24 protein-coding genes are annotated in these 17,395 nt (G+C 70.4%); 15 read left to right on the top strand and 9 right to left on the bottom strand.

Features of this window, described 5'->3' with window-relative positions; genetic code table 11:
* Positions 1-69: 69 nt before the first annotated feature.
* Both OC490_RS41900 and OC490_RS41905 read right to left on the bottom strand, forming a co-directional pair.
* Positions 70-780, bottom strand: a complete 711-nt coding sequence (locus tag OC490_RS41900) for an alpha/beta fold hydrolase (RefSeq protein ID WP_262063303.1) — start codon at positions 778-780, stop codon at positions 70-72.
* Between the two features lie 90 nt (positions 781-870).
* A complete protein-coding gene (locus tag OC490_RS41905) occupies positions 871-1,455 on the bottom strand; it encodes a hypothetical protein (RefSeq protein ID WP_262063304.1) in 585 nt (194 codons plus the stop codon).
* 165 nt (positions 1,456-1,620) lie between these two features.
* Here OC490_RS41905 and OC490_RS41910 point away from each other — a divergent pair, with 165 nt between their 5' ends.
* The 3 genes from OC490_RS41910 to OC490_RS41920 all read left to right on the top strand — a co-directional run bounded on the left by OC490_RS41910 (position 1,621) and on the right by OC490_RS41920 (position 3,968).
* Positions 1,621-2,307, top strand: coding sequence for a DUF998 domain-containing protein (locus OC490_RS41910; protein WP_262063305.1), 687 nt, complete (start codon positions 1,621-1,623; stop codon positions 2,305-2,307).
* The gene (locus tag OC490_RS41915; RefSeq protein WP_262063306.1) at positions 2,304-2,978 is read left to right on the top strand and encodes a TetR/AcrR family transcriptional regulator; all 675 of its coding nucleotides are present in this window, start codon (positions 2,304-2,306) and stop codon (positions 2,976-2,978) included. Before OC490_RS41910 ends, OC490_RS41915 begins: the two co-directional genes overlap by 4 nt.
* Before the next feature lie 96 nt (positions 2,979-3,074).
* Positions 3,075-3,968, top strand: a complete 894-nt coding sequence (locus OC490_RS41920; protein WP_262063307.1) for a hypothetical protein — start codon at positions 3,075-3,077, stop codon at positions 3,966-3,968.
* A 387-nt stretch (positions 3,969-4,355) separates the two neighbouring features.
* Here OC490_RS41920 and OC490_RS41925 read toward each other — a convergent pair whose 3' ends face one another.
* From OC490_RS41925 to OC490_RS41935, 3 genes are all read right to left on the bottom strand, one after another.
* On the bottom strand, positions 4,356-4,796 hold the full coding sequence (locus tag OC490_RS41925) for a hypothetical protein (protein ID WP_262063308.1): 441 nt from the start codon (positions 4,794-4,796) through the stop codon (positions 4,356-4,358).
* Positions 4,793-5,104 (bottom strand): transposase, encoded by a 312-nt coding sequence (locus tag OC490_RS41930; protein ID WP_262063309.1) that lies wholly within the window; start codon positions 5,102-5,104, stop codon positions 4,793-4,795. The genes OC490_RS41925 and OC490_RS41930 overlap by 4 nt, the downstream gene beginning before the upstream one ends.
* A gap of 144 nt (positions 5,105-5,248) precedes the next feature.
* Entirely contained in the window at positions 5,249-5,929 is a 681-nt protein-coding gene (locus tag OC490_RS41935; RefSeq protein ID WP_262063310.1) for a ferritin-like domain-containing protein, read from the bottom strand.
* Positions 5,930-6,101: 172 nt separating this feature from the next.
* Here OC490_RS41935 and OC490_RS41940 point away from each other — a divergent pair, with 172 nt between their 5' ends.
* The 11 genes from OC490_RS41940 to OC490_RS41990 all read left to right on the top strand — a co-directional run bounded on the left by OC490_RS41940 (position 6,102) and on the right by OC490_RS41990 (position 14,556).
* The gene (locus tag OC490_RS41940; protein ID WP_262063311.1) at positions 6,102-6,797 is read left to right on the top strand and encodes a response regulator transcription factor; all 696 of its coding nucleotides are present in this window, start codon (positions 6,102-6,104) and stop codon (positions 6,795-6,797) included.
* The gene (locus OC490_RS41945; protein ID WP_262063312.1) at positions 6,787-8,241 is read left to right on the top strand and encodes a sensor histidine kinase; all 1,455 of its coding nucleotides are present in this window, start codon (positions 6,787-6,789) and stop codon (positions 8,239-8,241) included. The genes OC490_RS41940 and OC490_RS41945 overlap by 11 nt, the downstream gene beginning before the upstream one ends.
* A gap of 95 nt (positions 8,242-8,336) precedes the next feature.
* Positions 8,337-8,663: a rhodanese-like domain-containing protein gene (locus tag OC490_RS41950; protein ID WP_262063313.1), complete on the top strand. Its 327-nt coding sequence runs from the start codon at positions 8,337-8,339 to the stop codon at positions 8,661-8,663.
* Positions 8,664-8,725: 62 nt separating this feature from the next.
* Positions 8,726-9,955, top strand: coding sequence for an FAD/NAD(P)-binding oxidoreductase (locus tag OC490_RS41955; RefSeq protein ID WP_262063314.1), 1,230 nt, complete (start codon positions 8,726-8,728; stop codon positions 9,953-9,955).
* 126 nt (positions 9,956-10,081) lie between these two features.
* Positions 10,082-11,467 (top strand): rhodanese-like domain-containing protein, encoded by a 1,386-nt coding sequence (locus tag OC490_RS41960; RefSeq protein WP_262063315.1) that lies wholly within the window; start codon positions 10,082-10,084, stop codon positions 11,465-11,467.
* 83 nt (positions 11,468-11,550) lie between these two features.
* Entirely contained in the window at positions 11,551-12,132 is a 582-nt protein-coding gene (locus OC490_RS41965; protein WP_262063316.1) for a rhodanese-like domain-containing protein, read from the top strand.
* Entirely contained in the window at positions 12,129-13,094 is a 966-nt protein-coding gene (locus tag OC490_RS41970) for a sulfite exporter TauE/SafE family protein (RefSeq protein WP_262063317.1), read from the top strand. The genes OC490_RS41965 and OC490_RS41970 overlap by 4 nt, the downstream gene beginning before the upstream one ends.
* Before the next feature lie 63 nt (positions 13,095-13,157).
* A complete protein-coding gene (locus OC490_RS41975) occupies positions 13,158-13,427 on the top strand; it encodes a metal-sensitive transcriptional regulator (protein ID WP_315986730.1) in 270 nt (89 codons plus the stop codon).
* Positions 13,428-13,458: 31 nt separating this feature from the next.
* A complete protein-coding gene (locus OC490_RS41980) occupies positions 13,459-13,764 on the top strand; it encodes a three-helix bundle dimerization domain-containing protein (RefSeq protein ID WP_262063319.1) in 306 nt (101 codons plus the stop codon).
* A complete protein-coding gene (locus OC490_RS41985; RefSeq protein WP_262063320.1) occupies positions 13,761-13,940 on the top strand; it encodes a hypothetical protein in 180 nt (59 codons plus the stop codon). Before OC490_RS41980 ends, OC490_RS41985 begins: the two co-directional genes overlap by 4 nt.
* 10 nt (positions 13,941-13,950) lie before the next feature.
* Positions 13,951-14,556, top strand: a complete 606-nt coding sequence (locus OC490_RS41990; RefSeq protein ID WP_262063321.1) for a class I SAM-dependent methyltransferase — start codon at positions 13,951-13,953, stop codon at positions 14,554-14,556.
* A gap of 25 nt (positions 14,557-14,581) precedes the next feature.
* On the opposite strand, the gene OC490_RS41995 is transcribed toward OC490_RS41990, so the two are convergent.
* Positions 14,582-15,259, bottom strand: a complete 678-nt coding sequence (locus OC490_RS41995) for a peroxiredoxin (protein ID WP_262063322.1) — start codon at positions 15,257-15,259, stop codon at positions 14,582-14,584.
* 285 nt (positions 15,260-15,544) lie between these two features.
* Between OC490_RS41995 and OC490_RS42000 the strand changes: the two genes are divergently transcribed.
* Positions 15,545-15,838 (top strand): hypothetical protein, encoded by a 294-nt coding sequence (locus tag OC490_RS42000; RefSeq protein ID WP_262063323.1) that lies wholly within the window; start codon positions 15,545-15,547, stop codon positions 15,836-15,838.
* 17 nt (positions 15,839-15,855) lie between these two features.
* Here the strand turns inward: OC490_RS42000 and OC490_RS42005 are convergent, their stop codons facing one another.
* From OC490_RS42005 to OC490_RS42015, 3 genes are all read right to left on the bottom strand, one after another.
* A complete protein-coding gene (locus OC490_RS42005; RefSeq protein ID WP_262063324.1) occupies positions 15,856-16,533 on the bottom strand; it encodes a PIG-L deacetylase family protein in 678 nt (225 codons plus the stop codon).
* Position 16,534: 1 nt separating this feature from the next.
* Positions 16,535-17,008 (bottom strand): DsrE/DsrF/DrsH-like family protein, encoded by a 474-nt coding sequence (locus OC490_RS42010; protein WP_262063325.1) that lies wholly within the window; start codon positions 17,006-17,008, stop codon positions 16,535-16,537.
* A gap of 64 nt (positions 17,009-17,072) precedes the next feature.
* Positions 17,073-17,390, bottom strand: coding sequence for a TusE/DsrC/DsvC family sulfur relay protein (locus OC490_RS42015; protein ID WP_262063326.1), 318 nt, complete (start codon positions 17,388-17,390; stop codon positions 17,073-17,075).
* Between the last annotated feature and the right edge of the window lie 5 nt (positions 17,391-17,395).

Genomic DNA, 17,395 nt, shown 5'->3' on the forward strand with positions numbered 1-17,395 from the left:
GCGTCCGCCGCCGCGGTTGCGACGGCCGCGCTGAGCACCGCGGCCGCCACGACTGCCTGCGGAGTGGCCTCACGCGGTGGTGCCGGACGCCGCCTTCCCGATGAACGCGGCGACCTCGGCGGGCTTGGACACGTACACGGCGTGGCTGCCGCCGGTCTCGGCGACCGTGGCACCGGCGCGCTCGGCCATGGCGCGCTGGGCGGGCGGCGGGATCATGCGGTCGTCGGTGGCGACCAGGTAGAAGGCCGGCTTGCTGCGCCACGCGGGCCGGGTGACCGCACCGCCCAACGCGTCCAGTCCCCACGGCACTTGGGAGTCGGCGAGGAACCGGGCGTCGGCGGCGGGCAGGTCCCCGGCGAAGGACGCGGCGAACTTCTCCCGGTCGAGGAAGAGGAAGCCGTCGACGGGCGGCAGGATGGGCGGCACGGGGGCCCCGGGCGGCGGGTCGGCGATGAGGGTGTTCACCGACTCGCCCTTGTCGGGCGCGAAGGCCGCGATGTAGACGAGCGCCGACACGTTCTCGTGGTTCCCGGCCTCGGAGATCACGGCGCCGCCGTAGGAGTGTCCGACGAGTACCGTCGGGCCGTCCTGGGCGTCGAGGACCCGTTTGGTCATGGCGACGTCGCCTTCGAGGGACAGGGTGGGGTTCTGGACGACGCTGACGTGGTGGCCGTCGGCGCGGAGTGCGTCGTAGACGCCCCGCCAGCCGGATCCGTCGACGAATCCGCCGTGCACGAGGACGATGTTCCGCGCTGTGGCGGCTTCCTGTGTGGTGCTCACGATGCGCCAACTCCTTCGTGGGGGTGAGTACTTGGTGTCGAGAGGTCGTGAAGTCGCGGTACGGGGACGGTCGTCGGCCGTCCGGCCGGGCTACGGGACGGCCCGCACCGGCGGTTGTTGGGCCAGGGCCATGAGCCGTGCCTGGACGCGGGCGGGATAGACCTTCGTGAAGACCGCGGGACCGACGAGCCCGACGACATGGGCGGTGATGCCGACCCACGCCGGGGCGTCCACCGCGCCGGCGACGGCCAGGCTGACGGCGATGAAGGTGAAGCCGGCTCCCCAGGCGCTGGTGACGTAGTTGTTGAACTGGAGGAACCCCGGCGTGTCCCAGTACTCGCGGGGGGTCTGCCGCTTGGCGATCCCCAGCGTGAAGGGGCTCCAGACCACCAGGCTTCCCCAGGCGGTGCCGCCCAGCCAGACGAAGGAGATGACGTCGGTGTGGTCGGCCAGCGACGATTCCGGCCTGGCGAGGGCGACGGCGCCGATCACCACGAAATAGGCGAGGGTGCTGATCTCCAGGACCAGGGCGTCGAAGCCGACCCCGCGGCGACGGTCGTTCAGCATCATCAGCAGCCCCGTGACGAGACCGCCGAGCGCGCCCCAGCGCCAGTCGAAGGACGTCAGGACGCCGGCGACGATCCAGGGGGCGAATCCGGGCAGATAAGCCAACATTGATTGTTCCTCGGTGGAATGGAGTGGACGCCGACTAGATGCACGGCGGCCCTCGAAGTTCGAACCCCGCTTTGTGACGCTCGCCATATGACCGTCGACCGCTAACCGGATGAATCTATCCACTTAATGTAGGGTGGCGAACGAGACCTGTCGAGAGGAGTTCCCATGCCACGCACGAACCGGCTTCCCCTGGCAGGGGCAGTCGTCCTGCTGCTGAACGCGGTGCAATGGGTGCTGTCCGAGGCGGTCTCCGCGATCGCCTGGACGTCACCGCCGTACAGCTACGCCACGAACTACATCAGCGACCTGGGCGTCCCCGACTGCGGCACGCACTACCAGGGCCGCACCATCTGCTCGCCGGACCACACGCTGATGAACACGTCGTTCGTCGTCCAGGGAATCCTGTTCGCGACCGGTGTCGTCCTGCTGGCGGCCACCCTGCTCACCGGCCGCGCGCGCCTGATCGTCATCGCCCTCGCCACCGCGCACGCGGTGGGCTTCGTCCTCGTCGGCCTGTTCCACGGCTCCCCGGACGGCCCGGGCCACAGCCTGGCGCTGCACGTCGGGGGCGCGTCGGTCGCCATCCTCTGCGCGAACACGATCGCGATCCTCGCGGGCTCGCTGCGGAACCTCCAACTGCCGCGCGCCTACCGCGTGTTCAGCATCACGGTCGGCACCCTGGGGCTGCTCAGCGAGGCGTTCGTGGGCGCCTCCACGAGCACGGCCGGGATCTTCGAGCGGGGTGGTGTCTACTCGTGGCTGCTGTGGAGCGTCGTCACCGGCGTCTCCGTCCTGGTCGGGTACCTGCGCCGGCCGGTCGGGGCGAGGATGCCGGAGAATGTCCCGGCGTGAGCCCCGAGACACAACGCCCGCTGCGCGCGGACGCGGAACGAAACCGCCGCCTGATCATGACGACGGCCGACCGCCTGTTCGCCCGACGCGGGGCCACCGTCCCCCTCAACGAGATCGCCCGCGAGGCGGGGCTCGGCGTCGGCACGGTGTACCGGCGCTTCCCGGACCTCCAGGCACTGGTCGACGCCCTGTTCACCGAACGGTTCGCGGTGTTCCTGCACCTCGCGGCCACGGCCGCGGAGCAGCCGGACCCGGCCGGGGCGCTACGGCACTATCTGCTGGAGGCTGCGCGGATGCGGGCCGAGGACCGCGCTCTCGAAGTCGTCCTGGCCAACGCCGACTTCACCAAGGGGACGACCGCCCGGACGCGTGACCGGCTCGGCCGGCTCGTGGACGGGCTGGTGGCACGGGCGGTGGCGGCGGGCGCGGTCCGCGAGGACTTCGCCAGCGCCGACGTGTACGCGTTCCTGTACATGATCGGCGCCGTCGCCGACCGCACGAACGACGTGGCTCCGGACGCCTGGCGCCGCTACGCGGAGGCGCTGATGGTGGGCTTCGGCCTCGATCCTGCACCGGCACCGCACCCGACCGCCATGACCGACGACCAGCTCCTCGACAGCTGGCCGAAGCCTTCGGGCGGACAGGACCAGGGCCTGTCCGGCGGCTCCTGAGGTGAACCTCTCCGTACCCCGGCTACGTGTCCGGTGCAGTGCCCGTGGCGATCCCGCGGGCCCACCGATCGTCGACGGACAGGAACGGATGACTCAATGACGAGATCTACGACCGCGACCCGACTCCCGCTCGACCGTCCCACCCGCTCGCTCACCAGCCGTGGCCGCGCGCTGGGCGTGGCACTGACCCTCGGCGCGTTGCTGGCGTCGGGAGCGACAATGACCCTCGCCGCTCCGGCAGTTGCCGCGACGGGTGACGTCAAGTGCCCGTCCGCGGACTGCGTGCGGATCGCACCGGCGGCCGGCTCCCCGGTCGCCATCGCCCCCGACAACGCCGGCGCTGTGTACCTCGCGTACTCGGGCGGCGACCTGCTCGAGCTCGACCTGGCCACCGGGGCGCTCAGTACGGTCACGACCGGTCTGGGCAACCTCCGCGGAGTGGCCGTCGCCGGCGGCAACGCGTACATCACCAACTTCGACGGCACGCTCCAGCAGGTCTCGCTCGCCACCGGCAGCCGCCGCACCCTGGCCTCCGGCCTGCCCTCGCTCTTCGGTGTGGCACGCTTCGGCACCACCACCTATGTCACGGACGGCAACGGGGAGATCGTCGCCGTCCCGGACGGCGGGACGGCCCGCGTGGTGGCCACCGGACTCGGCTTCTCCTACGGCCTCGCCTTCGACAGGGCGGGCCTCGCCTACACCGCGGACATGGGCCAGGGCCGCATCCTCCAGACGAACGTGACCACCGGCACGACACGGGTACTGGCCGGCGAGAGCTACGAACCCACGTCGATCTCGGTCGGCGGCGACGGCCTGGTCTACTTCCAGGTCGGCGACGAGGTGAAGCGGGTGAACCCCGTCACCGGGGTGCAGTCCCACGTCACCGACCTCCTCGGGATCAACGCCTTCAGCTTCTCCCTGGCGGCATCCGGCGACGCGTACACCGCCAACGACGGCCTGTGGCGCATCAACGGGCTGACGTCACGATGAGGCGGTAGACACCTCGTGATCAGGGAAGGGTGCCCGCCGGGTCTCCGCCCGGGCGGGCATCCTTCGGGATCAGGGAGCGGGCCGTCGAACCCCCGGAGGGCGAAGAGCGTCCTGACGGGCTAGTACCGGAAGTTGGCCTCCCCGTCACGGATATGGATCATTACCGGGTCAATCACCTCGCCGTCGTCCTGCGAACAGAGTTGCAGATGAAGTTCCCTCACCGCTCTCACAGCTTCCCGCATGGCCGGTTCCGCACCGGATTCGAAAGCCTCTGCCTGAGCTTCGAAAAGGGCCTCCTTCTCCGCCCGGTCATTCCCGGGTGTGAATGCACAACGAAACCATGGTTGATTCATTTCAAGAAGAACGAGAGTCCCCAGTCGAGCGTTCTCATTTCGCAGCTCCCATGATCGTGAGGGCACTTGACACCTTCCACCTGGTGACAGGTTCGGCACCGGACACAGAGAAGTCCCAGAACGTGTCAGGGGTGGGAAGATGTGCGGCAGCATCAAGCTTCTCGGAACTGACTCGCGACAGGTCCACAGCGACAATCCCCTTCTCGCCGTTGCCGCTGAATTTCCAAGCGACATTCGGGTCACGGGACAGGGATATCCAGGGTGAGTCATTGTGCTGGACCACGTGTCGCCAAGCAGGAGTGTGGATCTCCCGGATCTGTCGCGCCAGTTCTTCTTCCTCATCCACCCGCTGCTGTCGTGTCTCCTTGTTCTTGTGCCAGGTGTAGTAGCCGGAGCGGTCCCAGACCAGGACGTCGCACATCCGCTTCACGCCGTGGGCGTTCCGGTGTTCGTCGACGAAACGGAAGCGGATCACCGTGTCGTCTCCCGTGCGAAATAGGCAGCAGCTTTCCGGAGGATCTCGTTGTCCTCCTTCAGCCGGGCGTTTTCCCGCCGCAGGCGCCTGAGTTCCTCTTGTTCGCCGGCGCTCATATGGGAATCACCCCCGCCGTCCAGCGTCCGGGAACGCCGGGTGGCGTCCTCGCGGACCCACTTCCGCAGGGTTTCCAGATGGATGCCCAGGCCCCGGGCGATGTCGGTGAGAATGCGGTCCTTCGAGGAACGCACGAGGTCGACCGCGTCCCGTTTGAACTCGTCCGGGAAATTCCTTCGCTTTGCCACCATGGATCACTTCCCCTGGATGACGAAACATCCAGCGTCCAGGTGTCGGAATCTCGGGGTCACTCCACTCTCCGACGAACCCGACGGTCCCGGCCAGGTACAGGCCGGGACCGTCTCCCTTTGCTCGTCCTACTCGTGTTGCTCGTCCTACTCGTCGGCGATCCAGTGCTCGAATGCCGTCAAGTGCCTCTCGGAGGCGGCGAGCAGGTTGGTGTACACCTGGCGCGTGTCCGGGGCGGTGAGTCCTGACAGCGCCTTGTTCAGTGCGGCGATGTCGTCGGTCTCAACCGTGCGGCCCGCCTTCAGGGCTCCGGACAGGCTGTCTTCGCCCTGCTTCAGGAGCCGGTCGTAGGTGGCCTGCACGCCCGGGTCGGTGAACTCACCGGCCGACTTTCCGGCGGTCGGGTCGGTCACGTCGTAGCGGTCCAACAGGGTGCGCACGGCGGTCAGGTGCTGGGTCTCGGCCGACGCGATCCGCTCGAAGACCCGCACGTCGTAGCGTTCGGCGAACGCCGTGTAGAGGTCGTGCGCGAGCTTCTCCTCATCGGCCATGCTCGCCAGCGTGGCCTTCTGAGCGGCCGTCAGGGTGCCCTGCTCGGCCAGGGCCGCTCCGTTGCAGGTTCCGTCGTGCTGCCGAATGCCGTTCGTGGTGCCGCCATGGTGACGCGCCTGGTGCTGGGCGTCCGTCATCATGCTCTGGGACATGGTCTGCCCGGCCACCGGCCCGCCGCTACCGGGGTCCGCGATCACCGGGCCCACCGCCAGCACGCCGCCGATGACGAGAGCGCCCGCGGTGACCGCTGTCGCGATCTTGATGTTGCGCCTCATGGCGAACCTCCTCGGTTCCGTGGGAGCGTCTCCCGTTCCCACACCGTCACCGTCGCCCCGGGCCATGCAGTCGCCGTGCGGTGCGTGTGGAGACGGGATGGAGACGACCGGCGGGCGGGTTGGGCTGTTCGGCCCCTCCCGGGGGCGTGCGCGAGGCGCGTAAGTGTGGGACATGGCAGCCACAGTGCTCGTCGTCGAGGACGAGAGGGAGATCCGCGAGCTGCTGCGCCGCTACCTGGAGCGCGCCGGATACGGGGTATTGACGACCGGATCGGGCGCCGAGGCGGTGCGGCTGCTGGGGGAGCGTGGGATCGATCTGACGCTGCTTGATCTCGGACTGCCGGACGTGGACGGTGACGAGGTGCTGCGCGAGGCCCGCGAGCGCGGGCAGGTGCCGGTGGTGGTGCTGACCGCACGTACAACCGTCGAGGACCGCATCCACGGGCTGCGGCTGGGCGCCGATGACTACGTGACCAAGCCGTTCAGTCCCACTGAGGTGGTGCTGCGGGTGGGTGCGGTGCTGCAGCGCGCCCGGGGTACGGCGGCGGGGGCGGCACCCGTCGTGTCGTACGGCGAAGGACGGCTGCGGATCAACGAGGCCCGGCACGAGGTGGTCCTGGACGGCTCCGCGATGGAGTTGACGCCCACCGAATGGGGGCTGCTGACCACGCTGGCGTCGGTGCCGGGGCGGGTGTACTCGCGCTACGAACTGGTCAACAGGGTGCGCGGCTACGAGTTCGCCGGATACGAGCGGACGATCGACTCGCACGTGAAGAACCTGCGCCACAAGCTGGGGGACGCCGGACCCGGCATCGTGGTGACCGTGCTGGGCGTGGGCTACCGGCTGGGGTGGACCCGTGACCCGTGAGCCCCGTCCCGAAGGCGTCGGCAGGGGGCCGTCCGGCGGTCTCGGCCCGCTCGGGAGGCGCTTGTTCGCCGCGTTCTCCGTGGTCGCGCTGGCGTCCGTGGCCCTGCTGACGGCCGCGGCGCTCGTCGGTGCCGACCGCGGGATCAGCAGTGCCCACCAGGCGGACCGTCAGCACACCGCCTCCCGGGTGGCCATGGCCGCCGCCGACGCCTACCGGGCCGCGGGAGGCTGGCCGGCGGCCGACCTGTCGGCCGCGCGCTCCCTCGCCGCTGGTGTCGGGGCGGTGCTCACGGTGCGCAACGCGGACGACGAGATGATGTCCGGTGGCTCCGGGACCGAGGACGACCACGGCATGTCCGGCTCGGGTGGCGGGCATCACGGGCAGGGCTCCGGATCGGGACCCGGGGCGAGCGCGCCCGTGGTGGTCGACGGCCGCACCGTCGGTTCCGTGCACCTGGTCTTCTCGGCCGGCTCCGGGTCGGCGGGCCTGTCCGTCGCCTGGGGCTGGGTGGCCGGGGCCGCCGTCGGCGCGGTCGCCCTGGCACTGGCCGTGAGCTGGTTCGTCACCCGGCGCTTGACCGCTCCCGTGGTCCGGGTCGCGGCCACCGCCCGTGCGCTGGCCGCCGGGGACCGCAGCGCACGGACCCACATCGACGCGCCCGGCGAACTCGGCGACCTCGCCCATGCCTTCGACGCCATGGCCGACAACGTCAGCCACGCCGAGCAGGCCCGCCATCGGCTCGCAGCGGATGTCGCCCACGAACTGCGCACGCCCCTTGCCTCGTTGCAGGCGGGGCTTGAGGAGCTGCGGGACGGCTACGCCGACCCGTCGACCGAGCGTCTGGCCTCCCTGCACGACCAGACACTGCGGCTGGGCCGCATCATCGGCGATCTGGGGGAACTCGCGGACGCCGAATCGGCCCGGCTGTCCCTGCACCTGACCCAGGTGGATCTGACCGCCCTTGCCGTCGCCGCCGTGGCCGAGCGGGAGGCCGAGCTGCGCACCGCAGGACTGACCGTGTGCACCGTCCCGGGCCCCACTCCCCTGCTGGTCCGCGCGGACGCGGACCGGCTGCACCAGGCTCTCGGCAATCTGCTGAGCAACACCGCCCGTCACTGCCGTCCCGGCGACACCGTCACGGTCACCACCTCCGCCACGCCCTTCGAGGCACTTGTCGAGGTGGCCGACACCGGGCCGGGCATCCCCACCGCGGAACTGCCTCATGTCTTCGACCGCCTCTGGCGCGGCACCCGCGCCCGCGCGGGCGGCGGCAGCGGCATCGGCCTCGCCGTGGTCAAGGAGCTGGTCACCGCCCACGGCGGCACGGTCACGGCGGACTCCGGACCGGGCGGCGGAACGCGGATGACCCTCCGGCTGCCCAGGACCGAATCGCGGGGATCACGGCGCACTCCCGACCCTGCCTCCGAGCCTCGGGTTGCCTGACAGGCAAATACCCCTGGGGGTATTTGACGGGCTGCTCGCAGCCGCCTTACTCTCGCTGGAGAGATACCCCCAGGGGTAATTGAGGAGGCAACGAAGTGGCTCGTGAAGTGACACAGGAGACGTTCGCGGCGGCCTGGGGCGACGGTGGGCTCGTGGTCGATGTGCGAGAGGCCGGCGAGTACGCAGCCGGGCACGTACCGGGCGCGCGGCTGATGCCGCTGCGCACCGTGCCCGCTCGGTGCGGTGAACTCCCCTCCGACCGGCCGGTATTCGTGATCTGCGCCAGCGGCAACCGCAGCCGCACCGCCGCCGACGGGATGAACTCCCGCGGCATCGACGCCTACTCCGTGGCCGGCGGCACCTCCGCCTGGGCCCGCGCCGGACGTCCGGTCGCGGCAGGACCCGCCGAGCACGCGGCCTGACCCCACACCGACACCTGACACCTGACACCTGACATTCGGGCCAGAAGAGAAGGAGCTCCGCCTTGGCCGCCACACCCTCCCCCACCGACGCCCCGATCTCCGGCCGCCACCGCGTCGCCGTCATCGGCGGCGGCAGCGCCGGTATCAGCGCCGCCGCCCGCCTGCGCCGCGCCGGCATCAGCGACATCACTCTGATCGAACCGTCAGACACGCACTGGTACCAGCCCCTGTGGACCCTGGTCGGCGGCGGCCAGGCACCGCTGCGGGCCACCCGCCGCCCCGAAGCGTCCGTGATACCCGACGGCGTGCGCTGGATCCGCCGGCGCGCCCAGGCCGTCGACCCCGACGCCCGCACGGTGACCCTCTCCGGCGGCGACGAACTCACCTACGAGCACCTGGTGTTGGCGCCCGGTCTCCAGCTCGACTGGGGCGGCGTGCCGGGCCTGGCCGAGGCGATCGGCCACGACCGGGTGAGCAGCAACTACGCACCCGAGTACGCCCCGCGCACCTGGGAGCTGATCAAGAACATGCGCTCGGGCACCGCGGTCTTCACTCACCCTGCCACGCCCCTGAAGTGCGGCGGCGCCCCCCAGAAGATTGCCTACCTGGCCGCGGACTACTGGCGCAGGCAGAAGGTTCTCGGCGACATCCGCATCATCCTCGTCATCCCGGACCCGGCGATGTTCAAGGTGCCCGCCTGGTCACAGGTCCTGGAGAAGGTGGCCGCCCGGTACGGGATCGAGGTGCGGCTGCGCTCCGAGATGACCGCAGTCGACGGCGACGCCCGCGAGGTCACCGTCACCGACCACGCGAACGGCACGAAGGAGACCATCGGCTACGACCTCCTGCACGCCGTGCCGCCGCAGAGCGCCCCCGACTGGATCAAGACGGGCCCGCTCGCCGACCCGGCAAGCCCCCAGGGGTTCGTCACCGCGGACAAGCACACGCTCCAACACCCCTCCTACGACAATGTCTTCGCGCTCGGTGACGTGGCGAACCTGCCCACCTCGAAGACCGGTGCCGCGGTGCGCAAGCAGGCCCCGGTCGTGGCCGGCAATCTGCTCGACGTCATGAACGGCCGGGCTCCGTCGCACCGGTACGACGGCTACACGTCCTGCCCGCTGGTGACCGCCCGGGACCGGATGCTGCTCGCCGAGTTCGACTACGACCTCAACCCCACGCCCTCGTTCCCGCTGCTCGACCCGTTCAAGGAGCGGCGCACGATGTGGGTGTTCAAGCGGTACGGCCTGCCGCCGGTGTACTGGCACGGCATGCTCACCGGCCGCCTCTGACCGGTCGGCCCGGGCATCCCCCGACCCGGGCCGACCACCATCCCCGCTCTCCGACAAGGGCGGACCAGACCCTTAGATATACCCCCCGGGGTAATCATGCCCTTCTGACACGGAGGTAACCCGCTCATGTTCTTCGCCCAGTACTACCTCGACTGCCTCTCCCAGGCGTCCTACCTGATCGCCGACGAGTCCACCGGCAAGGCCGTCGTCGTCGACCCGCGCCGCGACGTCTCCGAATACCTCACGGACGCCGCCGAGCACGGCTTCACCATCGAAGCCGTCATCAACACCCACTTCCACGCCGACTTCCTCGCCGGCCACCTCGAACTCGCCGACCGTACCGGCGCCTGGATCGGCTACGGGCAGCGCGCCGAGGCCGAGTACCCCATCCGCAAACTGACCGACGGCGACCGCATCAGCCTCGGCGACGTCCACCTGCAGATCCTCGAAACCCCCGGCCACACCCCGGAGTCGATCAGCGTCCTGGTCTACGAGCACGCCGGCGACACCGTCCCCTACGGCGTCCTCACCGGCGACGCGCTGTTCATCGGCGACGTGGGCCGCCCCGACCTGCTCGCCTCGATCGGCGTGACCGCCGACGAACTCGGCAAGATGCTCTACGACACCATCCAGCACAAACTGATGGCCCTCCCGGACGCGGTGCGCGTCTTCCCCGCGCACGGCGCCGGATCCGCCTGCGGCAAGAACCTCTCCACCCAGCGCCAGTCCACCATCGGCGAACAGCGCGCCACCAACTACGCCTGCCGGCCCATGAGCGAGGGGAAGTTCGTCTCGCTGGTGACCGAGGGCCAGCCGTCCGCGCCCGCGTACTTCGTCTACGACGCCATCCTCAACCGCAAGGAGCACGGCCTGTTCGACGCGGCCACGGCGCCCCGGCCGCTGTCCGTCGAGGAGTTCATGCAGCGGCGCGCGGCGGGGGCGGTCGTCCTCGACGCCCGCTCGCCGCAGGACTTCGCGCCCGGGTATCTGCGCGGCTCGGTCAACGTGCCCGCGGACGGCCGCTTCGCCGAGCAGGCCGGCATGGTCGTCGCCCCCGAGCAGGACGTCGTCGTCATCGCGCCCCAGGACCGCGAGGAGGAGGTCGTCACCCGGCTCGCCCGGATCGGCTTCGACAAGGTCGGCGGCTACCTGCGCGAACCCGAGGGCGCCTTCCCCGCCCTGGCCGACGAGATGGAACAGGCCAGCCGCCTGACCGCCGACGAGTTGCGTCGGCTGCTGGACGGCGAGGAACCGCCGCTGGTGCTGGACGTGCGCAACACCGCCGAGCGCGAAGAGGGCTTCATCGAAGGCTCCCTGCACATCCCGCTGGCCGAACTCGCCCGCCGTATCGACGAGATCCCGGCCGACCGGCCCCTGGTCGTCCACTGCGCGGGCGGCCACCGGTCCTCCATCGCCGCCAGCCTGCTGCGCCATGAGGACCGCACCGACGTCTCCGACCTGCTCGGCGGCTACGGCGCCTGGCTCGCCCTGCCCGCATCGGCCGACGTCTGAACCACACCGCTCCCGGGCGGCGGCCGAAATCATCGGCCGCCGCCCACTCCCGCCGGCCGCCCCAGCGACAGCAAGGAACCCCGATGACCACCAGTGCCGACAAACCCCGACTCGTTCCCGCGACCCTGCGCGACCTGACCCAGGAGGGCGAAGGCCCGCGCCTGCTGGACGTGCGTACGCCCGGCGAGTTCCGCACCGCCCACATCCCCGGCTCCTACAACGTGCCCCTCGACACCCTGCGCGAGCACCGCGGCGAACTGCTGCACCACCTCGACGAGGACGTCATACTCATCTGCCGCTCCGGCGCCCGCGCCACCCAGGCCGAACAGGCCCTGGCCGAAGCCGGGCTGCCCAACCTGCGCGTCCTCGACGGCGGCGTCATGGCGTGGGAAACCGCCGGAGGCCCGCTCACCCGCGGCCCCGAACGCTGGGACCTGGAACGCCAGGTGCGCCTGGTCGCCGGATCCATCGTGGTGGTCACCGGCATCGCGGGCGTGTTCCTGCCCGGACTGCATCTGATCGGCACGGCCGTCGGCGCCGGACTGACCGTCGCCGCACTCACCAACACCTGCGCCCTTGGCATGCTGCTGGCGAAGCTGCCCTACAACCGCGGCCCGCGCACCGACCTCGACACGGTCGTCGCCGCCCTGCGGGGCCCGTCGTGATCGCATTGGTCGTCGCCGCGTCCCTGCTGATCGGGGCCGGCCTGGGCGTCCTGGGCGGGGGCGGGTCCATCCTGACCGTGCCGGTCCTCGTCTACCTGGCCGGGATGGAGACCAAGGAGGCCATCGCCACCTCCCTGTTCGTCGTCGGCGTGACCAGCGCCGCCGGAGTCGTCCCGCATGCCCGTGCCGGGCGGGTGCGGTGGCGCACCGGGCTGCTGTTCGGCGTGGCCGGCATGAGCGGCGCGTACGCGGGCGGCCGACTGGCGGCGTTCGTCCCCGGCACCGTGCTGCTCCTCCTGTTCGCCCTCATGATGATCGCCACCGCCGTCGTCATGATCCGCGGCCGTCGGAAGCCGCAGCAGATCCGCCACGAACTTCCCATGGGACCCGTCCTGTTGAACGGCGTCGCCGTCGGCCTCGTCACCGGGCTCGTCGGTGCCGGCGGCGGTTTCCTCATCGTCCCCGCGCTGGCCCTGTTCGGCGGGTTGCCCATGTCCGTCGCCGCCGCCACGTCCCTGCAGGTGATCGCCCTCCAGTCGTTCGCGGGGTTCGCCGGTCATCTCTCCGGTGTGCACATCGACTGGGCGCTCGCCGCCGTCGTCACGTCGACCGCCGTCGTCGGCAGCCTGGTCGGCGGCCGTCTCGCCGGGCGCATCCCGCAGGACGCGCTGCGCAGGGCCTTTGGCTGGTTCGTCGCCCTCATGGGCGCCTTCGTGCTGACCCAGCAGATCCCCTCAGGCGTGCGCCACACCCTCGTGACGAATCCATGGATCTGGTCCACGACAGCCGCGACCGCCGGGGCCCTGTTCAGCTGGTACGTGCTACGCCGCTCCGGACGGGCCCGGGACCGGGACGACGACGCGCCAGAGCCTGCAGGCGGGGACGATGGTCAGCCGCACCCACATCCCTCACACCAGGACACGACGTCCAGCCACGCCACCCGGTCACCGCTCGACACGTAGCGGTGTAACCCCGCCTCCGACGAACACGCCCCAAGGAGCTGTCCCGTGAAGGACACGGCACTCGTGAACGAGGTAGACGACTCGCAGGCCGAGGTGCTCAACCGGCTGCGTCGGGCGCAGGGACAGCTGGCCGCGGTCATCTCCATGATCCAGGCGGGACGCGACCGCAAGGACGTCGTCACCCAACTGGCCGCGGTCTCCCACGCCTTGGACCGGGCCGGCTTCAAGATCGTGGTCGGCGGCATGCTCCAGTGCCTGTTTGAACGGCAGCAGGGACACATCCCTCCGCTGACCGAGGCCGAACTGGAGAAATTGTTCCTGGCGCTCGCATGATCCCGGGCGCCCTGTCCCAGGGGGTGTACAGGTGTTTTCCTTCCCCGTCATCACCGGGTCGGCCATCGAGCCGGGGCGCCGCTGCCCCGACACCCGCCTGGCCGGCCCAGCGACACCCGCGGCGGACCAGCGTGCCCGCCAGGACGTCCGGGCGCGGCTCATGAGCCGGTTCCCGGATGTCCCGGCCGAGACCCTGGCGACGGCAGCGGCAGAGGCGTTCACGTACTTCGCGGACGCGCGTGTCCGGCACTACGTTCCCGTTCTGGCCTTCAAACGCGCCTCGCGGCAACTGTCCGGCCGCTTCGACACCCGGGACGATGCGGGCAGTGCGGCATGAGACCGGCACCGAAGTGCGTCATCGACCGGTCCCGCCCCTGCAACGCCTGCATCGCCCCGGATCCCAGCAGCTGCCCCTATCCGTATCTGCTCGCCGGGGACGACGCGGAGGACCCGGACGACGGCAACAGTGCAGACGAGGATTCCACTGACCCGGATGAACGACCGGAGGAATGAGGTACGCACGATGGACGCAGCAGGCTGGGACGAGCGGTATCGCGGCAGCGAGCTGGTGTGGAAGGCGGAGCCCAACCGGTTCGTCGAGGAGGAGCTGGCCGGTCTGAAGCCGCCCGGGCGGGCGGTGGACCTCGCTGCCGGAGAGGGACGCAACGCGGTCTGGCTCGCGGAACAGGGCTGGGAAGTGGACGCCGTCGACTTCTCCGCCGTCGCGCTGGAGAAGGCCGAGCAGATGGCCGCCGGCCGCGGCGTACGGCTGCACACCGTCCGCACCGATCTCACAGCCTGGGCGCCTCCGGAAGCGACGTACGACCTGGCGCTGATCGCCTATCTGCACCTGCCGTGGCCGGAGATGGCCCAGGTACTGCCCCGGGCCGCCACTGTCGTGCGCCGAGGCGGAACCCTGCTGCTCGTCGGCCACGACGCGGCCAATCCCGAGCACGGTCACGGCGGCCCGCAGGATCCGCGCGTGCTCTACGGCGCCGGGCAGGTCGCCGATCTGTGGCGGCCGTACGCCGACATCCTGCGGGCCGAGACGGTCACCCGGCCGGTGACCGACGCCGAGGGCGGAAGCCGTACGGCCCTCGACGCGCTCGTCCGCGCCGTGCGGCGATGAGGCCGTCCGGCGTGGCCATGCCGGGTCAGGACGGTGTGCCGGGCTTCGTCGCCAGGTACCAGTCGGTGAGCTTGACGCTGTCGTCGGCCAGCCGGGCCTCCAGTTCCGCCTGGGTGCGCGGGGCGCCCAGGACGACGTCCTCGCCGGGGTGCCAGTTGGCGGGGCAGGAGACGCCGTCGCGGTCGGAGGTCTGCAGGGCGTCGACGAGCCGCAGGATCTCGGGGATCATGCGTCCGGCGTTCATCGGGTAGTACAGCACCGCCCGTATGGTCTGCTCGGGGTCGATGACGAAGACGGCGCGTACGGCGGCGGTGCCGGAGGTGTTCGGGTGGAGCATGCCGTAGGCGTGCGAGACGCGCATGTCCAGGTCGGCGATGATCGGGAACGAGACGCGCACGCCCAGCTTCTCCTCGATCGCGCGGGTCCAGGCGAGGTGGCTGTGGACGGAGTCCACGGAGTTGCCGAGCAGGGCGGTGTTGCGGGCGGCGAACTCGTCGGCGAGTTCGGTGAAGGCGACGAACTCGGTGGTGCACACCGGGGTGAAGTCGGCCGGGTGGCTGAAGAGCACCAGCCACTGGCCGTAGTAGTCGGTCAGTCGGACGGGACCGTGGGTGGACTCGGCTTCGAAGTCCGGCGCCCTGTCGCCGATGAGAGGCAGACGGGTGTACTCGGCGGGCTCGGCCAGTTGGTCGGAGACGGTCATCGGAGGATCCCTCCCGGACGATCACGGATTCGGATACCCCCCAGGGTATTTTCACGACCCCGGTCGGCGGAGGACCACACGGCCTGACATTCGCCCCCGTCGGCCCTTGCGTCTGCTGTCCGACGAGACCCTCCCCGCATCGCACGGGAACACCCGGGCGGGGGCGGGGGCGGGGGCGGAACAATTCGGCCTCGCACCGCGCTGTTCCTTATACCCCTCCGGGTATGCAAGTCGTAGTCGGTGCCCGGGGACCGCGACCGGACCCGGCGAAGGAGCGTGAGCCCGATGGAGACAGCAGGACATGACGGACCTGCCAGGACAACCGAGGACACCTGTCTTGTGACGACCTGTGGGCGCAGGATCGCCGTGCGGTGTCTGCGGCTTGCTCCCGCGCACCGACCCATCACCCGGGTCGCCCTGGACGTGGGCCAGGACCAGGGCGGCGAGCCGGGAGTGTGGGCGGCGCTGACCGCCGACGAGGCCCGTGACCTGGCTCGCCTGCTCCTCCTGCACGCCGGCCTGGCCGAGCGCGGCACCGACACCCTCGGGTCGCCACCGAAGAGCGGCCCTTCCTTCTGACTTCGGCGACGGGCACGTCACTCCAGGATGCGCAGGTATTCGCGGTCGCCGAGGAGTTCCAGACGGCGCCAGAGCACCGGGTTGTCCGACGACTGGCTTGCATGACAGGCGATGGCGCGGCGCTGCCGCTGCCGTGACACCGGTTCGACGACTCGGCACTCGGCCGGGCCGCGGCCCGTGAAGGACGTGCCGAACTCGGCGTTCAACCGGTCCGCCACCTCCTGGGGCAGCGTCCAGCCCAGCATCGCAACACCGGCCCGGCGGGCGGCCGACAGCGCGGCCTCGGTGGCTCGTCGGTGGTCCCGGTGTCCTGTGACACCTTCCGTGTCGAACACGAGCAGGTGGCTGGGGCGCTCCTCGCCGATGAGGCCGGTGACGTGGGCGGTGAGCCGGTCCAACGGGATGTCGCTCAGACCGCCATCCGGATGTCCGGCCAGTTCCACGCGCTGGACGCCCAGTTCCCGTGCGGCGCAGGCGAACTCGCCCGCGCGGACGGTGTGCAGGTCGCCGGGCCTGCCGTGCAGGGTGGACGCCTCACCGTGGGTGAAGCAGAGGACCGTCGTGGGCACGCCGCCCTCGGACAGCAGGGCCAGCAGTGCGCCCAGCCCGAACGACTCGTCGTCGGGATGGGCGACCACCGCCAGCACACGCCGCACTCCGTCCGGCAGACCGCGCCCCGAGCCAGTACCGGTCATCTCAGGTGTAGATGATCTGGCCGCCGGCCGCGTGCTCGTAGAACTCGCCGACCGTGATGATGTCCTGGACCTGCTCGACGAGGTCGTCCTTGTCGAGTTCGAAGAGGTCGACCGACGCCTTGCAGGCGTAGATGCCGGCTCCGGTGTCGGCGATCATCTCGATGAACTCGGGGATCGGCGGGATGTCGAGCTTGTCCATCTTGCGTTCCATGTAGCGGGTCACGAGGTCGGGGACGCCCGGCATGCCGCCCAGCAGGGTGGGCAGGTGCAGACCGGGGTTGCCGACGGTGGCCAGCTTGATGTGCTCCCAGCGCTTCTTCGTGATGGCGTCGAGGCCGAAGAAGGTGAAGAACAGGTCGGCCTCGATGCCTTCGGCGCGGGCGCCGTTGGCCATGATCAGGGCCGGGTAGATCCCTTCCAGGGACCCCTTGGAGATAATGATCGAGACCTTCTCGATCGTTGCGGTGTCGGCCATGACGGCATGCTCCTCGATGACAGAGACGGTGGCGGAGGTGATGGCGGAGGCGGTGACCGGGAGGTCAGATGCAGCCGCGCGGCTTGGGGATTCCGGCGATCTTCGCTGCGGTCTTGGCGGGCCCCTTGGGGAAGAGCTGGTACAGCTCCTTGACGCTCACGCCGGATGTCTTGCCGAGGACGCGGACCGTGGGGCCGGTGCCCTTGGCTGCGTATTCGGCGCGCATGAAGTGGATGACCGTCCAGTGCCGGTCGGTCAGCGCCTCGATGCCCGCCTCGTGGGCGATCTGCTCGGCCATGGGCTCGGTCCAGCGGTCGGGATCGGTGAAGAATCCCTCGTCGTCGACGGGGACGGCTGTGGAGCCGTAGGTGGCGGTGGGCATGGCGG

Source organism: Streptomyces sp. STR69 (assembly GCF_024519455.1).
Lineage (GTDB): Bacteria > Actinomycetota > Actinomycetes > Streptomycetales > Streptomycetaceae > Streptomyces.

What these genes read in the sequence shown, in the direction of transcription:
- OC490_RS41965 (WP_262063316.1), top strand. Translation starts at nt 11,551, where the DNA reads ATGACCACCAGTGCCGACAAACCCCGACTCGTTCCCGCGACCCTGCGC.
- OC490_RS41960 (WP_262063315.1), top strand. Translation starts at nt 10,082, where the DNA reads ATGTTCTTCGCCCAGTACTACCTCGACTGCCTCTCCCAGGCGTCCTAC.
- OC490_RS42010 (WP_262063325.1), bottom strand. Translation starts at nt 17,008, where the DNA reads ATGGCCGACACCGCAACGATCGAGAAGGTCTCGATCATTATCTCCAAG.
- OC490_RS41910 (WP_262063305.1), top strand. Translation starts at nt 1,621, where the DNA reads ATGCCACGCACGAACCGGCTTCCCCTGGCAGGGGCAGTCGTCCTGCTG.
- OC490_RS41935 (WP_262063310.1), bottom strand. Translation starts at nt 5,929, where the DNA reads ATGAGGCGCAACATCAAGATCGCGACAGCGGTCACCGCGGGCGCTCTC.
- OC490_RS42015 (WP_262063326.1), bottom strand. Translation starts at nt 17,390, where the DNA reads ATGCCCACCGCCACCTACGGCTCCACAGCCGTCCCCGTCGACGACGAG.
- OC490_RS42000 (WP_262063323.1), top strand. Translation starts at nt 15,545, where the DNA reads ATGGAGACAGCAGGACATGACGGACCTGCCAGGACAACCGAGGACACC.
- OC490_RS41920 (WP_262063307.1), top strand. Translation starts at nt 3,075, where the DNA reads ATGACGAGATCTACGACCGCGACCCGACTCCCGCTCGACCGTCCCACC.
- OC490_RS41985 (WP_262063320.1), top strand. Translation starts at nt 13,761, where the DNA reads ATGAGACCGGCACCGAAGTGCGTCATCGACCGGTCCCGCCCCTGCAAC.
- OC490_RS41995 (WP_262063322.1), bottom strand. Translation starts at nt 15,259, where the DNA reads ATGACCGTCTCCGACCAACTGGCCGAGCCCGCCGAGTACACCCGTCTG.
- OC490_RS41905 (WP_262063304.1), bottom strand. Translation starts at nt 1,455, where the DNA reads ATGTTGGCTTATCTGCCCGGATTCGCCCCCTGGATCGTCGCCGGCGTC.
- OC490_RS41930 (WP_262063309.1), bottom strand. Translation starts at nt 5,104, where the DNA reads ATGGTGGCAAAGCGAAGGAATTTCCCGGACGAGTTCAAACGGGACGCG.
- OC490_RS42005 (WP_262063324.1), bottom strand. Translation starts at nt 16,533, where the DNA reads ATGACCGGTACTGGCTCGGGGCGCGGTCTGCCGGACGGAGTGCGGCGT.
- OC490_RS41990 (WP_262063321.1), top strand. Translation starts at nt 13,951, where the DNA reads ATGGACGCAGCAGGCTGGGACGAGCGGTATCGCGGCAGCGAGCTGGTG.
- OC490_RS41940 (WP_262063311.1), top strand. Translation starts at nt 6,102, where the DNA reads ATGGCAGCCACAGTGCTCGTCGTCGAGGACGAGAGGGAGATCCGCGAG.